23 protein-coding genes are annotated in these 20,108 nt (G+C 59.1%); 11 read left to right on the top strand and 12 right to left on the bottom strand.

Features of this window, described 5'->3' with window-relative positions; genetic code table 11:
• Positions 1 to 15: 15 nt before the first annotated feature.
• Both AC0QDI_RS00555 and AC0QDI_RS00550 read right to left on the bottom strand, forming a co-directional pair.
• Entirely contained in the window at positions 16 to 1,521 is a 1,506-nt protein-coding gene (locus AC0QDI_RS00555; protein WP_474664208.1) for a hypothetical protein, read from the bottom strand.
• On the bottom strand, positions 1,518 to 2,285 hold the full coding sequence (locus AC0QDI_RS00550) for an ABC transporter ATP-binding protein (protein ID WP_474664206.1): 768 nt from the start codon (positions 2,283 to 2,285) through the stop codon (positions 1,518 to 1,520). Before AC0QDI_RS00550 ends, AC0QDI_RS00555 begins: the two co-directional genes overlap by 4 nt.
• A 160-nt stretch (positions 2,286 to 2,445) precedes the next feature.
• Between AC0QDI_RS00550 and AC0QDI_RS00545 the strand changes: the two genes are divergently transcribed.
• The 3 genes from AC0QDI_RS00545 to AC0QDI_RS00535 are packed head-to-tail and all read left to right on the top strand — an operon-like array spanning position 2,446 to position 5,459.
• Positions 2,446 to 3,894: an NAD(P)H-hydrate dehydratase gene (locus AC0QDI_RS00545; protein WP_474664204.1), complete on the top strand. Its 1,449-nt coding sequence runs from the start codon at positions 2,446 to 2,448 to the stop codon at positions 3,892 to 3,894.
• Positions 3,887 to 4,408 carry a cyclic pyranopterin monophosphate synthase MoaC gene (gene moaC / locus AC0QDI_RS00540; protein ID WP_474664203.1) on the top strand — a complete coding sequence of 174 codons (522 nt, stop codon included), beginning with the start codon at positions 3,887 to 3,889 and terminating at the stop codon, positions 4,406 to 4,408. The genes AC0QDI_RS00545 and moaC overlap by 8 nt, the downstream gene beginning before the upstream one ends.
• Before the next feature lie 22 nt (positions 4,409 to 4,430).
• Complete coding sequence (locus AC0QDI_RS00535; protein ID WP_474665632.1) at positions 4,431 to 5,459, top strand: NAD(P)H-dependent flavin oxidoreductase; 1,029 nt, start codon at positions 4,431 to 4,433, stop codon at positions 5,457 to 5,459.
• Positions 5,460 to 5,523: 64 nt separating this feature from the next.
• Here the strand turns inward: AC0QDI_RS00535 and AC0QDI_RS00530 are convergent, their stop codons facing one another.
• Positions 5,524 to 5,934, bottom strand: a complete 411-nt coding sequence (locus tag AC0QDI_RS00530; RefSeq protein ID WP_474664201.1) for a type II toxin-antitoxin system VapC family toxin — start codon at positions 5,932 to 5,934, stop codon at positions 5,524 to 5,526.
• Positions 5,921 to 6,148 carry an antitoxin VapB family protein gene (locus AC0QDI_RS00525; RefSeq protein ID WP_474664199.1) on the bottom strand — a complete coding sequence of 76 codons (228 nt, stop codon included), beginning with the start codon at positions 6,146 to 6,148 and terminating at the stop codon, positions 5,921 to 5,923. Before AC0QDI_RS00525 ends, AC0QDI_RS00530 begins: the two co-directional genes overlap by 14 nt.
• A gap of 578 nt (positions 6,149 to 6,726) precedes the next feature.
• On the opposite strand from AC0QDI_RS00525, the gene AC0QDI_RS00520 reads away from it, so the two are divergent.
• Positions 6,727 to 7,284, top strand: coding sequence for a DUF7504 family protein (locus AC0QDI_RS00520; RefSeq protein WP_474664197.1), 558 nt, complete (start codon positions 6,727 to 6,729; stop codon positions 7,282 to 7,284).
• Positions 7,285 to 7,360: 76 nt separating this feature from the next.
• Here the strand turns inward: AC0QDI_RS00520 and AC0QDI_RS00515 are convergent, their stop codons facing one another.
• The gene (locus AC0QDI_RS00515; protein ID WP_474664195.1) at positions 7,361 to 7,828 is read right to left on the bottom strand and encodes a hypothetical protein; all 468 of its coding nucleotides are present in this window, start codon (positions 7,826 to 7,828) and stop codon (positions 7,361 to 7,363) included.
• A gap of 267 nt (positions 7,829 to 8,095) precedes the next feature.
• On the opposite strand from AC0QDI_RS00515, the gene AC0QDI_RS00510 reads away from it, so the two are divergent.
• Together AC0QDI_RS00510 and AC0QDI_RS00505 are read left to right on the top strand one after the other, a co-directional pair.
• The gene (locus AC0QDI_RS00510; RefSeq protein ID WP_474664193.1) at positions 8,096 to 8,602 is read left to right on the top strand and encodes an OB-like fold-containing membrane protein; all 507 of its coding nucleotides are present in this window, start codon (positions 8,096 to 8,098) and stop codon (positions 8,600 to 8,602) included.
• Between the two features lie 5 nt (positions 8,603 to 8,607).
• A complete protein-coding gene (locus tag AC0QDI_RS00505; protein WP_474664191.1) occupies positions 8,608 to 9,132 on the top strand; it encodes a metal-dependent hydrolase in 525 nt (174 codons plus the stop codon).
• A 127-nt stretch (positions 9,133 to 9,259) separates the two neighbouring features.
• Here the strand turns inward: AC0QDI_RS00505 and AC0QDI_RS00500 are convergent, their stop codons facing one another.
• Positions 9,260 to 9,442, bottom strand: coding sequence for an HVO_A0556 family zinc finger protein (locus tag AC0QDI_RS00500; RefSeq protein WP_474664190.1), 183 nt, complete (start codon positions 9,440 to 9,442; stop codon positions 9,260 to 9,262).
• 365 nt (positions 9,443 to 9,807) lie between these two features.
• Between AC0QDI_RS00500 and AC0QDI_RS00495 the strand changes: the two genes are divergently transcribed.
• A complete protein-coding gene (locus AC0QDI_RS00495; protein ID WP_474664189.1) occupies positions 9,808 to 9,930 on the top strand; it encodes a hypothetical protein in 123 nt (40 codons plus the stop codon).
• 359 nt (positions 9,931 to 10,289) lie between these two features.
• Here AC0QDI_RS00495 and AC0QDI_RS00490 read toward each other — a convergent pair whose 3' ends face one another.
• Both AC0QDI_RS00490 and AC0QDI_RS00485 read right to left on the bottom strand, forming a co-directional pair.
• Positions 10,290 to 11,312 carry a DUF8008 family protein gene (locus AC0QDI_RS00490; protein WP_474664187.1) on the bottom strand — a complete coding sequence of 341 codons (1,023 nt, stop codon included), beginning with the start codon at positions 11,310 to 11,312 and terminating at the stop codon, positions 10,290 to 10,292.
• Positions 11,302 to 11,826 (bottom strand): hypothetical protein, encoded by a 525-nt coding sequence (locus AC0QDI_RS00485; RefSeq protein WP_474664186.1) that lies wholly within the window; start codon positions 11,824 to 11,826, stop codon positions 11,302 to 11,304. Before AC0QDI_RS00485 ends, AC0QDI_RS00490 begins: the two co-directional genes overlap by 11 nt.
• A gap of 250 nt (positions 11,827 to 12,076) precedes the next feature.
• Here AC0QDI_RS00485 and AC0QDI_RS00480 point away from each other — a divergent pair, with 250 nt between their 5' ends.
• Entirely contained in the window at positions 12,077 to 12,313 is a 237-nt protein-coding gene (locus AC0QDI_RS00480) for a hypothetical protein (RefSeq protein WP_474664184.1), read from the top strand.
• A 367-nt stretch (positions 12,314 to 12,680) separates the two neighbouring features.
• Here the strand turns inward: AC0QDI_RS00480 and AC0QDI_RS00475 are convergent, their stop codons facing one another.
• Complete coding sequence (locus AC0QDI_RS00475) at positions 12,681 to 13,727, bottom strand: hypothetical protein (RefSeq protein WP_474664182.1); 1,047 nt, start codon at positions 13,725 to 13,727, stop codon at positions 12,681 to 12,683.
• Positions 13,728 to 14,076: 349 nt separating this feature from the next.
• Here AC0QDI_RS00475 and AC0QDI_RS00470 point away from each other — a divergent pair, with 349 nt between their 5' ends.
• On the top strand, positions 14,077 to 14,256 hold the full coding sequence (locus AC0QDI_RS00470; RefSeq protein ID WP_226042353.1) for a hypothetical protein: 180 nt from the start codon (positions 14,077 to 14,079) through the stop codon (positions 14,254 to 14,256).
• Between the two features lie 31 nt (positions 14,257 to 14,287).
• Here AC0QDI_RS00470 and AC0QDI_RS00465 read toward each other — a convergent pair whose 3' ends face one another.
• Entirely contained in the window at positions 14,288 to 15,424 is a 1,137-nt protein-coding gene (locus AC0QDI_RS00465) for a glycosyltransferase family 4 protein (protein WP_474664180.1), read from the bottom strand.
• Positions 15,425 to 15,528: 104 nt separating this feature from the next.
• Here AC0QDI_RS00465 and AC0QDI_RS00460 point away from each other — a divergent pair, with 104 nt between their 5' ends.
• Positions 15,529 to 16,794, top strand: coding sequence for a sulfatase (locus tag AC0QDI_RS00460; protein WP_474664178.1), 1,266 nt, complete (start codon positions 15,529 to 15,531; stop codon positions 16,792 to 16,794).
• A 19-nt stretch (positions 16,795 to 16,813) separates the two neighbouring features.
• A complete protein-coding gene (locus AC0QDI_RS00455; protein WP_474664176.1) occupies positions 16,814 to 17,863 on the top strand; it encodes a glycosyltransferase family 4 protein in 1,050 nt (349 codons plus the stop codon).
• Here the strand turns inward: AC0QDI_RS00455 and AC0QDI_RS00450 are convergent.
• Both AC0QDI_RS00450 and AC0QDI_RS00445 read right to left on the bottom strand, forming a co-directional pair.
• Positions 17,854 to 18,741, bottom strand: a complete 888-nt coding sequence (locus tag AC0QDI_RS00450; protein WP_474664174.1) for a hypothetical protein — start codon at positions 18,739 to 18,741, stop codon at positions 17,854 to 17,856. The genes AC0QDI_RS00455 and AC0QDI_RS00450 overlap by 10 nt on opposite strands.
• 156 nt (positions 18,742 to 18,897) lie before the next feature.
• Positions 18,898 to 20,082, bottom strand: a complete 1,185-nt coding sequence (locus AC0QDI_RS00445; protein WP_474664172.1) for a glycosyltransferase — start codon at positions 20,080 to 20,082, stop codon at positions 18,898 to 18,900.
• Positions 20,083 to 20,108 lie beyond the last annotated feature (26 nt).

Below are 20,108 nucleotides of genomic sequence, written 5' to 3'. Positions count from 1 at the left end.
GACGTTTGCGGGCGACTATTCCATCCGATATCGCGCGTCCCAGCGCGGCCCGGCGCGACTCGAAAGCACGAGACCGACGATCCCCAATCCGATTCCAGCCAGCGCGAGGACGGCAGCGAGTTCCATGGACGGCGGGACGACGACGAAGCCGGCGACCAGCGTCGGGACGAGCGCGACGGCGACGCCGACGGTGAACGTCACGAACCGGACGGCGTCGAAGAGGAACTCGTTGGGATCGAAGCCGGCGATATAGACGGTCAGGCCGTAGTAGTACAGCGCGTAGCCGGCCAGCAAAATGGCCCCGATGACGGCGTCGACGAGCGTCGCGTCGAACCAGATGACGGCCGCGAGGTAGGGCACCGCGACCGTCGGCGCGCCGACCAGGACGAACGCGATCCGCTTCGCCCGGAAGACGTCCGCGATCGAGACGGGGTAGGTCAGATAGTCCTCGAGCGAGTCGAACTGCGTCAGCCAGTTGTAGGTCGTAAAGGCCGAGAGGCCGAGGACGCCGCCGAAGAAGATCCCCGGCGCGGGCGCGATGCCGGTGATCGAGTCGACGACGCCGACGAGCGCGGCGACGAGCGCGAGCAGAATGCTCGCCGAGACGAACGGCTTCCAGACGCCGCCGGAGGAGCGCGCGAGGTCGAGCAGCGTCTTCGTGACCAGCGGCGCGTCGTCGACGGGGAGCGCATCACTGAGTCCTGCGAAGCGATCGGTCGCCGTCCGCGAGGGCCGACCGTAGGTCGGATCGTAGATCGCGAGCGCTCCCGTCGCGACGACGAGGGTCCCGACGGTCAGCCCGCCCGCGGTGATCGCGGATCCGCGCAGCGGAACGAGAACGGACCCGACGAGACCGAGTCCGCCCGCCGCCCAGCCGCCGACGACGGCGAGGCCGATCGCCGGCCCGATGGCCCACGTCGGCGCGCCCCGGGTTCGGACGGCGATCAGCGCGACGGTGACGGCCATTCCGACGGCGAAAACGAGGAAGAGCGAGAGCCAGAACAGCCCGACCTCGAGCGGCGTCGCGGCCGACAGCCCGTCCAGAGCTACGCTCCCGAGCGCCATCGGCAGCACGAACGCGACGCCGTAGAACAGCGCGTCCTTCAGGAGGAACGCGCCGAGCAACCGCCGCCGCGAGAGCGGCAGCGTCGTCGACGAGGAGAGCAGTAAGGAGAGCCGTCCGAAGACGTTCTCGAGCATATCGGAGCCGGCGAAGCCGGCGGTGCCGCTGTAGAGCCCGAAGGCGAGGGCCATGACGTGGAGAGCGCTCACGATCGCCCCCGGCGCGGTGCCGGTTTCGACGAGTACGACCGTCGCACCCACGGTGAGCAGCGCGATCACGAACGGGAAGAGCGCGAAGCGCCAGCCCCCGAACAGCCGGGTGTGCATGCGCCACTCCTCGCGGAAGAGAATCGCGAGCAGCCGTCGGAACGAGAGCCCCGAACTGGCGCGATTCGAACCCCCTCGAGCCGCGGGCTCGGTTCCGGTTCTGGTTCCAGTTTCGGTTTCGGTTCCACTCATGCGTCCGGCCCGTCCATCCGCTCGAGCGTCGGCACGTCCCGCGCGTCGGCCCCGTTGACGCGGTCGAGGAAGAGCTCGAGCAGCGATTCGTCGCCCGCGTCGCCGTCGCTAATCGATCGTTCCGTGACGAGGCGACCGTCGGCGACGATGCCCACGCGGGTGCAGATGTCCGCGGCGACGTCGATGTTGTGCGTCGAGACGAAGACGGCGTTGTCGCCGGCCGCGTAGGAGACGAGGAACCGCTTGACCTGCTCCTGGACGAGCGGATCCAGATTCGCCAGCGGCTCGTCGATGAAGACCACGTCCGGCTCGTGGACGAACGCCTGCGCGATCATCACCTTCTGTCGTTGCCCGCGGGAGAGATCGGTGTGCAGCGTGTCGAGCTTGCTCTCGAATCCGAGTCGCTCGGCCCACGCCGCCGTCTGGTCGGCGACCCGCTTCGAGGAGAGGTCGCGGACCTCGCCGACGAACTCGAGGTACTCGCGGGGCGTGAGAAAGCTCGGCGGCGATCCCTGTTCCGGCAGGATGCCGACCCGCCGGCGCGTCTCGATCGGCTCCGTCGTCGGATCGGTCTCGAGGACGCGTACCGTGCCCGCGTCCGGCCGAATCTGTCCCGTCAGCGTCCGGATCGTCGTCGTCTTGCCGGCACCGTTCGGCCCGAGAAAGCCGTACAGCTCCCCCCGGTCGACGGTAAACTCCATCCCGGCCACCGCCTCGACCGATCCGTAGGACTTCCGCAGTCCGTCCACGCGAATTGCAGCCATTGAACGACGAACTATTCTCGCGAATTGATAATAACAATGCTGGTAGCGGAACCGACGAGTTGTTGATTCGAACGGGGGTCGCGGCCCACCCTCTCGAGGTCGAACCCCGCCCGGCCCGCTGTCCGCAATCTTCAACGGTCGGCCGGTCGAACGCTCGCCCATGATCACAGGCGAGCGAATGGCCGCCGTCGACGCGAACGCCGCGGCGCTCGGCGTGCCGCGAAAGCAGCTGATGGAGTCGAGCGGACACGCCGTCGCCCGGGCGGTTCGGGACGGTGCGGAGCCGGGCGCTCGAGTCGTCGTCGTCGCCGGCCGCGGGAACAACGGCGGGGACGCGTTTGTCGCGGCCCGGTTTTTGGACGAATACGACGTTACGACGCTGCTGCTCGGCCGCGCGGAGCTGATCGGCACCGAGATCGCTCGCGAGAACTGGGACGCCCTGCAGCGGTCCGAGTACGAGACGCGCGAAGTAACCGACTCGAGCGAGTTCGCGTCCGAATCGAGTGGGTTCGGCCTCGCCGACGCGGACGTGATCGTCGACGCGATGCTGGGAACGGGGATCAGCGGCGACCTTCGGGAGCCGGCGGCGACCGCGGCGCGGGCGATCAACGACGCCGATACGACCGTCGTCTCCGTCGACGTTCCCTCCGGGTTCGACGCCGACGGGGGCGACCACGCGGACGATGCCGTGGAGGCCGACCGCGTCGTCACCTTCCACGATACGAAACCGGGATTGGACGACCTCGCGGCCGACGTCACCGTCGCGGACATCGGCATTCCGGCCGCGGCGGAGCGGTTCGTCGGTCCCGGCGATATCGACCTCGCGCGACCCGACGGCCGCGCGGGTCGGCCCTACATCATCGGCGGCGGTCCCTACACCGGCGCGCCGGCGCTCGCGGCGCAGGCCGCGCTTCGCGCCAGCGCCGAACTCTCCTTCGTCGCCGCGCCCGAGTCCGTCGCCGGCGAGATTCAGGGCTACGCCGAGGACCTCATCGTCCAGTCGTACGAGAGCGACGTTCTCACGCCCGAGCAGGCCGAGGGCCTCCTCGAGACGGCCCAAGAGTACGACAACGTGGTCGTGCTGGGCCCGGGGCTCGGCACCGCCGACGAAACCCTCGAGGCGGCCCGGCAGTTCCTCGAGTCGTACGCCGGTCGCGTCGTCGTCGACGCGGACGCGCTCGCGGTCGTCCCCGACCTCGAGACCGAGGCGACGCTGGTCTGTACGCCCAACAGACGGGAACTCGCGAGAATGGGCGGGCCAGATGTCGACGAGCTGGCCGACGCGGCCGACGAGGTCGAAGCGTTCGCGGCCGAGTTGGGTCACGTCGTGCTGGCGAAAGGGGCGACGGACGTGGTTACTGACGGCGAACGCACGCGGATCAGTCGCTCGGGAACACAGGGGATGAAAGTCGGGGGCACCGGCGATACGCTCGCCGGAATCGTCGCCGCGCTGCTGGAACACGCCGAACCGCTCGAGGCCGCCGCAGCGGGGGCCCACGTCAACGGCCTCGCGGGCGAACGGCTGGCGGAAACCCAGGCCTTCGGCTTTCTCGCGTCCGAGATGCTCGAGGAAATTCCCGCGGCCCTGTGGGGTGGTACGGATGAGTGAGACCCCCGACGAGCGGCCGACGCCGGAGGGGGCAGCGGACGCCGACGACCTCACGCACACGACCGACGAGGGCGACGTCCAGATGGTCGACGTCGGCGACAAACCCGACAGCGAGCGACGCGCGGTCGCCGTCGGCGAAATTCGGCTCCAGCCGTCGACGATAGAGGCCATCCGGGACGACGGGATCGGCAAGGGAGACGTCCTCGCGACCGCCCGCGTCGGCGCGATCCAGGCCGTCAAGCACACCTGGGAGACGATCCCGATGTGTCACCAGATTCCGATCACCAACGTCGACACCGACTTCTCGCTCGCCGAGGACCGGATCGAACTCCGGGTCGCCGTCGAAACCACCGGGAAGACGGGCTGCGAGATGGAGGCCCTCGAGGGCGTGACGACCGGCCTCAACGTCGTCTGGGACATGGTGAAAGCCGTCGAAAAGAACGAAGACGGGCAGTATCCCGACACGGGTATCGAGAACGTTCGGGTGCTCGCGAAGGAGAAGGAGCGAGCGTGAGCGGATGAGTGGTGCTGACGAAATGACGTTGCAGACGCCGCTCTGTGACCTGCTCGAGATCGAGTATCCGATCGTGCAAGCACCGATCGGGAGCGCGACGACCCCCGAACTCGCCGCGGCCGTCTCGAACGCCGGCGGCCTCGGCCACCTCGCGGTCACGTGGCGCGATCTCGAAGAAACGCGGGACGTGATCCGCGAAACGCGCGAACTGACTGACCGGCCGTTCGCGGTCAACCTCGTGTGCGACGACGCGACGACGATCGTGGATACGGGCGAGCACCTCAAGGCGATTCTCGATGCCGGGGCCGATGTCGTCACGCTTTCCTTCGGCGAGGCAGCGCCCTGCGTCGAGCGGATTCACGAGGCAGGTGCGCTCGTGTTTCAGACCGTCGGCAGCGCTGCTGCTGCACGCGAGGCGGTCGACGCCGGGGTCGACGCCGTCGTCACGCAAGGCCTCGAGGCCGGCGGCCACGTCCAGAGCGAGGTCGCGACGACGGCGCTCGTGCCCCGGGTCGCGGACGCGGTCGGTGGCGAGGTGCCGATCGTCGCCGCCGGCGGCATCGCCGACGGACGGGGAATCGCGGCCGCGCTCGCGCTGGGGGCTGACGGCGCGTGGCTCGGCACGCGGTTCGTCGCGACCGAAGAGGCCAACGTCCACGAGACGTATCGGCGACGGCTCCGCGAGAGCGACGAAGCCGATACCGCGTACACGACCCTCTTCGACAAGGGCTGGCCCGGAACCCCGCATCGAGTGCTGCGAAACGACACGCTCGAGCGATGGGAGTCGGCGGGGCGGCCACCCGCGGGTGACCGCCCCGGCGAGGACGACGTCGTCGCGCGGACCGACGACGGTGACGGCGAGCCGATCGAGCGCTACGACGAGGCCCTCGCGACGCCGTGCGTCGAGGGCGATATCGAGGACATGGCGCTGTTCGCCGGCCAGAGCGTCGGGCTGACCGACGACGTTCGACCGGCGGGAGCGCTGCTCGAGGAACTCGTCGCGGAGACGATCGAGACGCTCTCGGGGTTGCCGGCGGCCCGTCACGGCTGATCGGTCGCCGTGAGTGTGCGCCGGGTTCCTCCTCCTCGAGAAGCGGATGTCGCACGATATTCAGCTAAAACGACGTCCAGTCGACGACGGAAACGTCGTCCATCCGCTCGAAGTGATCGACGTTCGCGGTAAGTACCGGGAGCCGTTCGACCGCTGCAGTCGCGCCGACGTAGACATCGTGAAGATCGTGTAACGGCTTTCCACGCCGCTGGAGGTCGGTGATGATATCCGCCGCCGCGGTCGCGACCGATCGATCGACCTCGACGAGTTCGAATCGGGCAAGGAGTCGGTCGAGGTCCTCCAGAGCGCACTCCTGTGACGAATCGTCTTCATACCGTTTGTTGACACCGTGGCGGAGTTCGGTGACCGTGACGCTACTGATTGCGTGGCGGCCCTCGTCGTCGAGTTTCGTCACTCGATCAGCGACGCCACCGCGATCGATATCGACGAGGACGGACGTGTCACAGAGTTTCATCGTCCATTCTCGAGAGCGTCCCGCGGCTCAACTGCTCGATACCGTCTTTCACGTCTTCGTGTGTCTCCCGGTCAAGGACCCCGGCCCCCGTGACGTCGGCCAGTTTCCGCCGCTCCTCGAGATTGTCTCGAATGACGTCACTGAAACTCCGGTCGCCCTTCTCTCGTTTTAGCTCCCGATAGACATCGTCCGAGATCGAGATGTTCTTGCTCATGCTATATGTATGGGTACCCATACGCAAATCATTTGCGGGACGTAGAGACTGTTGGCAGTAGATCGACGAGCGGTCACAAGTCAACCATTCGATGATCGGACTGACCGATACCGTTCGAACGGCGAGAGCGCTCCTCGAGGTGTCGCTTTCAATCGCATAGACATCGGTTGGCAACACGACGGTCCTCGAACTCGCAACGGCCGTCTCGAACGCTGGCGGTCTCAGCCACCACGCGGTCACGTGGCGCGACCTCGAGGAGACGCGGACGGGGCGTGAGTCACGAAATGCGTGCGCTGATTGACCAGCCGTCCGCGGTCAATTCCGTCTACGACGACGCTCGTTTCCCGGTCCTCAGTCGGGACGAGATAGATCGAAGTCGGTGGCGAGAGAAGGCGGTCGGACGCCGCGATCTAGTTCGCATCACCGGCTGTTCCAATGTCCCATCGAGGCTGTTCGGAAATAGAGGGGGTTCCGGTAAGTGTTACTACTATTTCTATTATTTTTAGATTCGTACCAACTCTCTCGCTTGCCCTTTTGCACGTACTTATCAACAACAGTACCATAGTAGGGAATACGATATGGATGGGGTTACTTCGGAGCGGGGATCGAATCGATTACTGCTCGGCCCACTGCCGGACGAGGGGGAGATCGCCTCGTATCTCGAGCGTGTACGACCGTCTGACCGGGCCGCGTCGAAAGTGGTCATTTCGACTCGTCACCCGCCGTCGACGATTCTCGATTGCCGACAGACCAGCGAATCCTGTTCCTCGAGGATAGACATCATTTCAGTCAGTGATCTGAATCACGCTTCACTGGCACATCCTGACGTGACTGAGAGGCATACCGGACAGCTGAGTACGGTCAACGAAAGCGATTTGACTGGTCTGGGAATCGAGATCAGTGAATCGCTCTCACGACGCGATCACGACGCTCCGGTGGAACTCTGGTTCGATTCGGTAACGTCGGTGATCCGCGCCATCGATTTCGAACGGGTATTCAGGTTTCTCCACATTCTCACCGCTCGCGTCGAGCGCACAGGTGCCACCGCGTTCTACCTCATCGATCCAACGGCCCACGATCCACAGACCGTGACGAGCCTCACGTACCTGTTCGACACCGTTCTCGAGATAGACTGAAGCTGACCGACTCGCCCCAGTGGTGGGTACATAACGCGACAAAACGTCCGCCCGCGGCGTCGATCGTCGGCGCGACTCACTGTCCGAGTCGAGTACTCAGTATCGGATACAGCGTTCCAACGAATCCGCCGTAGACGAGCAGTCCGAGTAGACTCTCCCAGTGGACGAACGGAACTGGCGGAGTGTACTCGAAGAGGCGAAGCCACAGGGGGAGCACGACGACGACTCCGACGAGCCAGACGAGCAGTCCGAACGAGAGCCCCATCGTGACGCCCGTGACCGGATCGGTTACGTCGTCCGCGAACGGCCTCGTCTTTCCGAGTCCCCAGTAGACGAGCCCGCCGGCGACACTGGCCAGTATCAGGAGGACAATGCCGACCAGCATGCCGGGCGCTCCGAGCAGCCGACCCACCGAGTCGAGCAATCCGAGTGCAAGCAGGATGGCCCCGAACGCGAGTCCCCCAGCGAGTCCGGCTATCACAATCGCGAGTACGTCTATCTCCCCACCGTCGAGGGATTCCCGCCTCGAGTACTGTCCGCTCATTGTCCCCTGGTGCAGTTATTTCTTTCCGTTTTTATATATGTTTTTATCAATACTTGATATCTATTCGAGGACCGCAGCCACCGACAGTCGAGCGTGAGTTTCTCGAGTAGCGAAGGAGGGTTCCCGGATGCCGCGAGTCGTATCGAATCGGGTTCACGATCCGACTCGCGTGTCGAAACGATAGCCGAGTCGAGTTGTGATTCGCTCCCCGAGTCGGAACGTGAAACCATACTGACTGTTAATCCGGATCACTTCGAAGGAGGAGTCGTGTTAGAGACCCCGCTCCGTCGCTGCCTCGGTATCATCGTCCTGACCGTCGGCCTCGTCGGACTCTTCGTCCTCGGCGGCGCCGGCTGGTCGGTCGATGCAGCCGTTGCAGGCGACTCGAGCGGGGCAGACGAAATCGTGGTGCTCGCGGACGCGAACTTCGATCTCGGAGCCGACTATCGTGCGTCGACGCCGGCGGCCGCCGACGAGGGGTCCACATCCGAACGGGTCACGACCGCCGGTGTCGGGGACGGTTCCGCAATCGCGGCGGCGCTCGTCGCCCCCGCCGACCGGCGCGCTAACCCCCGGATCGGCGGCCTCCTGTACGTCCACGCGATTTCGATCGTCGGGGCCGCAGTCGTTGCGGGCCGGGCACTCGTCGGTTGGCGAATCGATATTCGAGGGCTAGCACTCGAGCCGCGGAATCGGCGTCTCGTCGAGCGCGGTGGCGAGCGGCCCCGCCGCTCGACTCCCCTTGCCACTCGCGGATCGCAACGCGAGGACTGATCACCGTGGCCGACGGACTGACCCACGTTCTGATCGCGTTCACGCTCGCGACGCTGCTCTCGCTTCGCTATCACTGGCTCTCGCCCCGACTGGCGACCGTCGCGATGGTCGGCGCGATGATTCCCGATCTCAATCGATTGAAGTGGGTGATCCCACCCGAGACGGTCGAAGCCCTGCTCGGCGTGTCCGTCTCCTGGCGGCCGATGCACTCGATCGGCGGCGTGGCAGTCGCGGTGTGCATCGGGGCGCTCCTCGTCCGTCCCCGGTATCGACGAGCGGTTGTGCTATTGCTCACCCTTGGTGCGCTGTCTCACTTCGTGCTGGACCTCCTGTTAGTGCCGCCGGCGGGCTCGTACCGGTATCTCTGGCCGATAACGAGTGCGGACATCGTCCTCCCCGGCTTCTACACCAGTCACGACCGATGGCCGGCACTCGTTGCGATCGTACTCGCACTCGGTTCCCGATCGCTCGCACAACGACGCCGGCACCGATCGCTCGAGACGGAGCCCGCGGTACGGGCCGACGGCTAAGCGATCGGGGCCAATTGGATGAGTGAACGAGACTCGGCGGATGCATCTCGAACGCATCTCATCTCCGTCTGGACGCGAGACGGCAGGTCTCGAGAAAAAAATGGAGACTGAACAGCTCCCCCTCCGGTCAGCGAGAGCGCGCGTCCCAGAGCTGCACCTGGGGCGTCTCGCACGTCGGACAGACGATGGCGACGTTCTCCTTGTACGTGCCACGCTCGAGCGTCCCCGCGGCACACTGCGGACACGAATCCCCCTCGAGGCGCGACAGAAGCGTTTCTTCGTCCGAACGAATGTCTTCCACCCCTTTCATACCGTGGGGGGACCGTCACCTCTCAGATGGGTGAACTTTTGGGTGGCGGTACACTTCGGCCGTGCGATTGCATGCAAGGTCGGTTCGGGAGGGCCAGTCGCTATCGAGTGTGACGAGCGACAGCGCGCCAGTCGGGGCTGGCCATCGACAGACACCCTGCCAACTTTCAGTTCGATTTGACGTCTCGGAGAGTTACTTTCTCCGGTGCGTCTCTGAACGGTTGGTAGTCGATATAGCAACCAGTTCTGGCTCGGCGGTTATTACCATTCTATATGATAAATCAGAAATAGATAACTGTTAAGTAATACGGTATCGATGCTGGTATTAGACCCGGCGCAGCCGGACTGAATGCGGGTGGGGCACCTGTGACCAACGATACGACTACCAGAACAGCCTACTGTCCGAACTGTGACACGGAGGGCGAGGTACGGATCACCGTCCCCTGGCAGGACGATCTCTGTATCCGGTGCGGTGAGAACGTCGATTAGGTGGTTCGGAAGCCTCCGTCTCTTCGACCGGGACTCTCGAGCGAGGGTCTGGATAGCGAAAAGCGTCACACTCGAGTTACTCACTCTCAGACGGAGCCTCTGGCCGATCGATAGGTTCGCGTCACAGCGACGTCGTCCGCTCCATTCGTCGAATCGAACGTCGGTGGACAACTGTCGTCCCCGGACAGCCACTCGAGGCCGTCTCATTCCGGACTGCCGAGGACTGCTCGAGGAGGTGCACCCACAACTACTGGACCCGATACACAGCGGCTCGCGGCGGGTGGCTGAGTGGGTCGCGTGAGAGACGGGACCTCTCTCGAGGCTGGTCAGGCGGGGCCGTCCACGGTCATCCGAGGACGTCAGCTGTCTCCGGAGGGTGTCGGGTCGCTCGCGGTCATCGGCGTCGAGTTGCTCGAGGCTGTCGCCGTGGCACCGGTCGAGGCCGTTTTATCGTTCAGTCTCGAGTCTCGCTCTCGGCCGCCGCTTGCGGTTCCTTCCGTCGCGTTGGTGGAACTCGAGCCGGTCGCTTCCCCGGGAATCTCGGCGTCCGTCGGGAGGAGGAGTCGGCGCTCGGTGTACTCGAGCCCGTTCTTTCGCTGGGTGCGCTTGCGAACCGCGAGGCGGTGGTCGGAGAGCTCGAGGATCGCGTCGATCGTCCTCGAGACGTGTTTCTTGGCGTACGTCTCGCTGATCCCGTCTTCCCGCCTGCGGATCCAGTGTTTGAGGTCGCCCGCGGTGACGTACTCGGCGAGGGACTTGCAGCCGTCCGTCCAGGGATCATCGCCGATCGCGGGGTCGGTCCTGGCCTGCCAGAGTTTCGCGGCCAGTCGGGTGGGGAGGGAGTTGGCGGTCGAGCGGCGCATGTCCGCGTCCATCCGCGCGAGCTGCTGGATCGGCAGGAGGTCCCCGTGGGCGAGCGCGACACTGTCGGTTCGATCCAGCGGATCACTCGAGTCCGGAACGCGGTAGTACGTTCGTCCGTCGTCCCTGGTGAGCTTCTCGAGGCGATCGCTCGTGATGTGTATTTCGTGGGGGTCGACGCTCTCCGTTCGGAGGTGCGCCCCCTTCTCGAGTTCGCGACCCTGAAGCTCGCGGACGCGATCCTTGTTGGCGTCCGCCTTCTTGAGCGCGGCGTCGGCCGCGCGGCTCGTTTCGGTCGTCCGGGACTCGCACTCGCTCAGTCGTCGTTCCAGGTCCGCGATTCTGTTGTCCTTTTGTTGGTGCTCCGCCTCGAGCGAGTCGATGCGATCGTTCTTCCGGCTGCACTCCGCCTCGAGGTCCGCGACTCGGTCCTCGAGGGTTGTTACGTGGTCGTGGAGGGCCTCAAGTTCGCGTGCGAGGGGTTCGGGAGGGGCGGGGCTCGCGCTCGAGTCACTCCCCATCGCGATCACCGTTGTCTGGTTCGTTGGGGGTGTCGTCGGTAGTTCCGACTTCTCGATCGAGGAGTTCGTCTATACTAGCGGGTTCGCGGTCGCCGGTCGCGTGCTCGAGGGCTCCCGGGACCGGTCCCCGAAAGGTCGTCGTGAGCGAGTCACAGCCGACGACCGTCGGCAGGTCGTCGGTCTGTCGGTTGTTGTCAATCTCCTCGGCTGATCGACTCGGAATCAACATTCCCGGCCCGAACAGTTCGAGGCCCACGCGCCTCGCTTCCGCGTCGATCTCTCGCAACCGACGCGTCGCGCCACGGCGCGTCTCGTCGGTAAGGTCCTCGAGATCACTCGCGGTGTCGGGGTTCCGCACCTCCTCGAGGATGCTGTTCGTGAGTTCGGTGATCGTCTCGAGGCGCTCGCGGACGGACTCGTCGGTCGTTCCGCCGTCACAAGCGACTCTGTCGTTCGGCGTCGATGCGTGCGGTCGGTCGGGGCTTTCAAGACCCCGCGAATCGTCGTTCGTCATGGCTTCCGTAGCTGGATTACGGGAGCTTCTCGCGGATTCAGTGCTTCTACCACTGGACCGCGATTTTCGTCTGGATCCGTGCTCTTGACTCCAGATTATATCCCGTTGGCCACTATTTCATTTCTTGATTACATAAAACTATGCTTAGCATATTTTGAGATAGCCTTTAGGTTGCCATAGCAACGCTTCAGTTTAGATTGATGGAACTCCCTTTAGCAGTGCTACAGAGATGCGAAAGCGTGCCGAGTGGATGACCCGGGCAGATGATGAAATTCTTGAATATCTCGAAACGAATGGCGCCGGAACACCCAAGTCTATCGCAGATCAAATCAAACGGAACAACGACTATATCGGGGTTCGTTGTCGAAAGCTCGATTCGTACGGGCTTGTCGAAAAGCCCTCTCGAGGATTCTATGTCCTTACTGACTCCGGTGAGGAATATCTCGAGGGAGACCTCGACGTGAGCGAACTCGAGACTGACGAATAGCCTCGAGCGGAACTATTCTCTGAGACTACCACCCAGAAAGCCCCGACGACTCTCGAGCGCTGCGACTCGTTGCGCGCCTCGCCTCACTGCGTTCGGCTGCGGTGCTTACTTCGTCTCGCACCTCGAGAGCCGTCGCCCCTTTCAGTCCCACCCGCGGTGGTTTGGCTGGGAAGCTGTGGGACGGGGTGGTCGACAAGCTACTATGAGTAGAGTGTGGTACATGCGGATTAAGAAACCATCTCGGCGGCGTTGATCACAGCCTCCGAGATCTCGTCTCGGCTGTCCCTTGGTCTCAAGCTAACTGCGCCGTGCCTCCGACGTGGAACCGATCAGGATAGTTGTCGGAGACCGGTCCGAGTGGTGCGGATTACTCCTGCGGGTCGATCGCGACCGAAAAACGATCGGGGCCAGCCCCTATCTCTGCGAGGTAGATGCCCCTGTCACTGTCCTCGGACAGGAGGGCGAACTCGCGGGCGACGTTCGACGGCTCCTCGCCGATGCTAATCGCTGCCCGGTTGGCCGCGGTCCAATAAACGTACGCTTCGTCACCCGACTCGAACGCCGTCGGGAACGCCAGCCCGTTCGGATAGTTCGGATTCGTGCTCCCCTCGTTGTCCTCAACCACTAGTTTCGTGTCGGCCGCCACGGTGGGTCCGCCCGTATGTTGCAGGACGATCGCGGACTGGTCCTCGGAGAGGTCACCCTCGATTCGGACGGCGTCGTCGACGAACGCCGGCGCTGAGACCGTTACGTCTCCCACCTCCGACACCTCGTACTCGTAGCTGCTGCTGGCCGTTTGGTCGGCATCGGAAGACTTCGCGGTGGTCAGTTCTGCGTCCATCGAGCGAATATAGCCCGACTCGGCGACTGCGATCCGAACGTCGATCGATCGAATATTTAATTCGACCTCCTGTTCGGTCTCTTCGTCGATTTCGGTTCCCTCGAACACGAAGACGCGCTCGTCGTTTTCGCTCACGTCCACCCGTTCGAACGTCGTCAACTCGATAAGGGAGGTGACGACTGTTCTGTCAGTAAACGGCGGTGTAATGCCGGTGGGGTTGAACCTGTGTGTCTCCCGACTGATCCGTGCGTTTCCAGTGAACCACACCCGTTGCTTCCCATCGCTATTGATATTCGGAGCAGCGTCATTCCCTTTGACGAGCGTGCCAGTATCGCCCCTGCGGATTGTCCGGTCAGTCAGGGTACTATCGCGATTGACGAATTTCTCTTCGGAGGCGAACGCCATGTCACGCAACGCGTTATAATGCTGGTCCAGCAACTCCTCCGCCTCAGGGAGTTCGGAATACTTCCCCTCGGATTCGGTCGACTCTTCCGGATCGTCCGCTCCCCTAGTACACCCTGCGAGCACGGCCGTCGTGCCACCCAGTCCGACGAGAAACTGTCGTCGATCCATACGTCGCTATCACATTCACGATACTTTATATTTTTGAACGCGTATCACGGTCACGAGTAGCGAATCGGGATCGATGACGGTTTTTCATATTGGTAGTTTTCTGAACAGTCCGCGATCGAACTCCGCGTTCTCACTCACGATTCTCCGTGTTCTGTTTCTCCAGCGACTGGCGCACAATGCCGCCGACCTCGAAATCCGTCGCCCCTTTCAGTCCCACCCGCGGTGGTTCGATCGGTCAGCTCTAGCAAATCAGTGTGAGATGCCGACCCTAGTACTAGGATCGGCCCTAGTATAGTCTCGTTGCAGTAGTCGGGACGATCCGTATGTGGCACACTCGCGAGAATGTCACATGGACCTCCGAAAGCGCCTGGGGTTGCGTCTCCACCGGGCGCTCCTGTACTGGGGGCTCCTGGAACACCCGCGCGGCCGCGACTATGCGAAAGAACGGTACACACCGCTCGGTGGAGAGAGTGACAGCGCGAAACGGGAGGCGGAGTTTCTCAACGAAAACGGTAGCACTGAGGAGTGACGCGTTTTCTGTAATCCGGTCGTTCGAGACGCTACCACGTCCCGTCGATCGCGCGGCGGTAACACTGCGCCGCCTGATCGGCGACGGTATCCCAGTCGAATTGTTGTGCTCGAGCGGTGGGGTCCGTACGAGGACGCTCACCTGCTAGTGCGCGCTCGAGTACTGCGGCGAGGTCGTCGACGGTCGGAGATGCGAGAAAGCCCGCGTCACCGATGACCTCGGAGGCAGCTGATTCGGGATGTCTCGCTGCGATAACGGTACAGTCCGCGGCCATCGCCTCCGCGAACGTGATCCCGAACCCTTCGCGGGTCGAGGGCGAGGCGAAGACGTCTGCCGCGCGCATGTGAGCGAGCACGTCGTCGTACTCCTCGAGAAATCCGAGCATGGTTACGCGGTCTGCGTGCTCGAGGGTCTGGGTTTGTTTCTCGAGGCGTTCGCGTTCCGGCCCATCACCGATGATGCCGAGAGTCGCGTCGGGGACAGTGTGTGCGATTCGGTCGAAGGCCTCGAGGAGCAGATCGGCGTGCTTGTCCTCGATCAGGCGGCCTGCATAGAGGACGGTGAAGCCGTCATTTATCGGCTCTGTCGATTCGATCTGGGTCACGTCGATTCCGTTCGGGACGACCTCGATTCGGTCCCGGGACGGGCCGATTTCGGTGAGTCGATTGGCAGTGACGCTCGAGACGGCGATCGGATAGTGTGGCGTGTTTGCGGTGAGTCGTTCGATGCCCTTGCCGAACGGCGCGAGCCGACCGAGGTAGTCGTCCCAGTAGTCGAGCCAGACCTCGTGCCAGGTGGTGATTAGTGGCGTATCGGTTCCAAGAGTACTGAGCTTGGATGCGAGAACAGGGAAGTAGGGAAAGAGGGATGCAACGATGATATCGTGATCGTCGGCGTTTCGGCGGAGATGTGGGAGTAGCCGAGCGGAGAAGTCGATCGCTTCTGTGATCGAGCGGCGTTCGTCGGCGTAGAGTTCTTGTGCCGGTGCGACGCCGTAGAGTGTCATCCCCTCGTAGTCCATCACCTGCGGACCGTCCCAGAAGTGTCGGCCATAAATTGTGACATCGTGTCCGTCTGCTGCAAGGCGAGTACCGATTTCGTGGATACGCTTTTCCGCGCCGCCTTTCACGAACGGGAACACCACATTCGTCACGAAAGCGATGTCCATCACTGACAGGTAGGTGGACGTACGCTAATGCGTTTACGATGTGCTACCAGCATTTTGTCTTGAAGTCTAAAATTATAACTCCCTCCCTCCAGTTCTCACGCATAATGAGTGTCGAGCCGGACAACGTGATCCTGCTTTCGGCGGACGCCCTCCGCGCGGATCACCTCTCCTGTTATGGCTATCACCGGGACACGTCGCCCGTGTTGGACGAACTCGCCGACGAGTCGATTCGGTTCACCCAGGCCTACAGCGCGAGTTCGCATACGCGCGAGGCGGTTCCGGCACTACTGACAGGGGAGTATCCCGACGTCGCTATCGATTCGAACTATCGGCTCGCAACGGATACGATCGCGTCTCGACTTTCGGCGGAAGGGTTCGCGACCGGTGGCTTTCACTCGAACCCGTTCGTCTCGAGAGCCTATGGCTTCGATCGCGGGTTCGACGAGTTCGATGACGATCTCCACTTCGGCCAGCACAAGCTCGTCGCACTGGCCCAGCGGGCGCTCGACAAGTTGCGGAATCGCCACTACGCTCGAGCCGAGGAGATCAACGAACGGTCCCTGTCCTGGGTTGATTCTTTAAAGGATAATCAACCATTCTTCCTCTGGAATCACTACATGGATACGCACGGCCCGTACGAGCCGCCGGGAGAGTACGAGCAGTTGTACCACGACGAGGGATTATCGGGCCGAGATGCACAGTCGTTGTACCGACGGGCGATCAAAGATCCTGACTCAATCACCGAGGAAGAGCAGAAACTGTTGATCTCTCTCTATGATGCTGAGATTCGGTACAACGACAAGCGGATTGGAGAGTTCCTCGAGTCGTTGCGAGAGCGGGGGTTACTTAAACGATCCTTGCTCATCTTCACTGCCGATCACGGTGATGCATTCGGCGAGCATGGGTACTATGAACATCCACGATACCTTCACGATGAGATCACCCACGTCCCATTGATCGTTCGACCTCCTGAAGGTGCTGACGACGAAGTTTCGATACCAGCCAGTACGCTGGATATCGCTGCGACGGTCGAACAGTCCGTTGATGCTCGCAGTGATCATGATGGGATTTCCCTGCTCGGATCATTCGAAGAAGATCGAACCGTGTTCATGCAGGCCCGCGGTGAAGACGACGAGAGTCATGTCCGGCAATACGCACTCCGGACTCAAGGGGGGGCGTGTTTTTGTGAGCGTAATCGTGAAACCAATGGCCTTGACTTCTCCAGTTGCACATCACGGTCTCTTCGAAACCAGCTAGAGACACACATCGAAATGCGTCTCCAACAAGAGATTGGGAAAGAGGAAACAGAATGTAGGAATGTTGATGAAGAAATTAACCGTCGTCTGGAGGCATTAGGCTACAAGGAGTAGCAATATCTGGTGGAAAATTATGAAAATACTGGTACTTTCAAGAGAATTCCCACCATATGTTCTGGGGGGGATTTCGTATCACCTTCGAAATCTATACAATGAAATGGCACAAAGAGGGCATGAAATCACAGTTCTAGCTGGAAAATGCCCTCAGTCTTGGGAAGATGCTGGCAAGACTGTGTCAGATCAAATTAAAGTCAAGCCAATTGAATTCGGATTTAGAAAAGGATATTATTTGCTATATCCGCTAGCATTAAGGAAGAAATTACTGTCAATAAAAACTGATAGTTTTGATTTGGCAGTTGCACATACTCCACTCCCATTCCAAATTCCGAATCTACCGCTAATCACGAAATACCACGACTGTGTTGCTGAGACCCGCCAATATATGCGCAAACAGTTGACGTTCTCTGAGAAAATTGGTGATTCACTCTTACACCCATTCCGGAGACTAATTGACCAACGATCGCTATTGAGAACGGACTATGCAATTTTCAATAGCCATGTCAATAAAGAAGGTTGGACTAGTAATTATGATTTTTATGAGTCTTATTCAGTTATTCATAACGGCGTCGACACAGAGTTGTTCTCACAAATTAATTGTTCCCAAGAAAGGTATGTTCTCTTCGTTGGTACAACCGAACAAAAAGGATTGGGGTCAGTTATCGAATATGCAAATGAGGATCGGCGACCAGTTCATATTGTAGGCGAAATTAAAATTGACCATCCGAATATCATCTGTCATGGCCGTGTCTCTCAGAAGGAACTTTGTGAACTCTATGCGAAGGCTGCTGTGACTATTCACCCTGCGCGCTTTGAATCATTCGGGAATGCTGTTCTGGAATCACTAGCCTGTGGAACTCCAGTTGTCACTACTCCTAAATGTGGCGCGTCTGAAGTATTAACAGACGAAACAGGTATAGTAACGGAGAACCTTCATGAAGGTGTTGAAGAGGCAGCCACTTTTAGCCCCAAAGCGTGTAGGTCTGTTGCCGAAAAACACAAGTGGCCTTATGTTTCCAGAGACACGTTAGATATCTTCAAAAGTGTAGCTAAAGTCTATTTGTAACCGAGCGCTCGTAGATGTTCCTCAGTATCTCGATTGGTTTCTTTTTGTTCAAGTGTAGGTGTGTACTCACCTGTATCCGTAGCAGATGTAATGAGCCAGGGAACACGCTTCACATGCGGATGGATCATTCCTGGTAAATGACCATACATGCCCCACTCCCCGAAGGCTTCTCCATGGTCTGCACTAATAGCAACCTTATCAGCTGAGACATTTTTCAACAGAATTTCGACACTATCAAGAACCATTCGAAGATTATCAAGATAGGCGTCCCAGACTTTTGATTTGGACTCACCATTCCGAAGTGCCTTAAACGGCGATTCTTCATAGGAGTGAAGATCTCGGTTATTTTCAATAGCTTTTGCAATGTATGGTGCGTGTGGCTGGTTGAAATGGACAATAAGTCGGTTAGCATCAGTAGTCCGGTTATGTGTAATTGCACGATCCATTACGTATTCCGGAAGTGTATGGCCAGGGTTATTTCGGGGAGCGTATCTCCAAACCTGATCCAATTCATAGAAGTCCTCTGGATAGCAAATATTGTCTTTTGTCCATGCTGGAGGCCGTTGTTTTGTACCCATATGGATTTCGGGATAGAGCCGTTCTTCGAATACTCGGCTAGAATAACCATTTGCAGAAACGTAGGCCGTGCTATTCACTTCGTTAATATAATCATCCGTGAACGTATTTGCCATCCATTCATTTGAAGTGCTTCCTACAGAGATCATACTATTAACATCAGAAATGAAGCTATACTCTGGTTGCAAATTCTCTAGCGCATCAATTCGACAAGTATCGAGTAGTATGAGGATATCCCAGTCACGTTCATAAATATTTGTTCCAATTGGCTTCCTTGAAGTAATAGTCGTCCACAGTCCCACATAGTACTTGTAGAGCGACCGTGTGAAATTATTGTTATAAAATGATTTGATAATACGTTTCTGGTTCATCGTGGGACTAGTTCTACTCTTTCATACCTATATGCTTTGATTCTTATAGTGGCATAATCAGTGAGAAAATCATAGATCACTTCTTAGCTAGTTAGTGTCAGAATGTACCTTTTCTAATATTTTAGCCATCTCTGAGACCCGATGAGTCATACTATACATAGCTCTAGTTCTGGTATCGTCCAAAGAATCTATACCACAATCGTATATATTAAATAGAATGTCTTTCATCTCACTAGATTCACCATGGGAAGCAACGTATCCATGTTTGAAGTTGTTGACTAATTGCGCAGCTGCCCCATCTGGGTCATCAAGGACGATAATTGGTAAATTTCTAGCAATATAATCGTAAATCTTCATTGGTATATGACTTAAGTCGGTTTTTCTAGTTACCACAATTCCAACGTTAGCTTCATTCAAAGCTGACATGACTACACTATGGTCGACAAAACCCTCGAAGCTAAATTCTTCTACTAAATCAAGTTCAGCGATATTATTACGAACATCTTCCGTATATTGACCATGTTCATCTCCAAAGTGAGTGAATTTACACGAATTTATATCCTGGCAGATGTCTTTAAAAGCTATTAATACGTCTCTCATTGGGTCTCTGAATTTTCCCGGATATATTAGTACAAATGGATCGAATGATCGATCAGGGCTATTTTCTCTCACTAAGTCTTCTTCATTATACCCATTACGGACTACAGACAATTTCTTTGAAGTAACATTATATATTGTTCCATCATATATGCTCTCATATTCATCCATCATCTGTTCAGAATTCATAATTATCTGGTCAGCATAGTGGAACGTAAGAGGTTCTATGGATATTGTTAATGCTTTAAATATTTTTTCGAGCGTATTATTATCTCGTTCATCAAGTCCGAGTGACCATGGATCACGTAGATCTAACACATAAGGTGTTTCTGTAAGATTTTTTATGACAGGTGCTGCAGAAAATATCATGAATGGTGGCCCAGTAACGAGAAAGACGTCAATTCCCACCTCATTAATAATCTGAACTGCTCTCTTTATCAGGGATGGAACCCATCGAATTCCTGAATCATTTTTGATTGATACGTCTTCAAACGGAACTTTATGGCGTTCTATGTGTGAATCTTGGTATTTATCGCCAGCCTCACCATCTGAAAGTGTTAGAACGTATGGTTCCCAGTCTAGATCAGGTAGCTGCTCTACAAGCCGGGAACTACGGAAACTACTAACCGACGAATCTGGATAAAACGATTTACTGATTACTAGTACTTTTCCCATTTAACCACTCTCCTATAGACCCATAT

It is taken from the genome of Natrinema sp. LJW11 (assembly GCF_056135975.1).
This window is presented reverse-complemented; position numbering and strand designations above follow the sequence as displayed.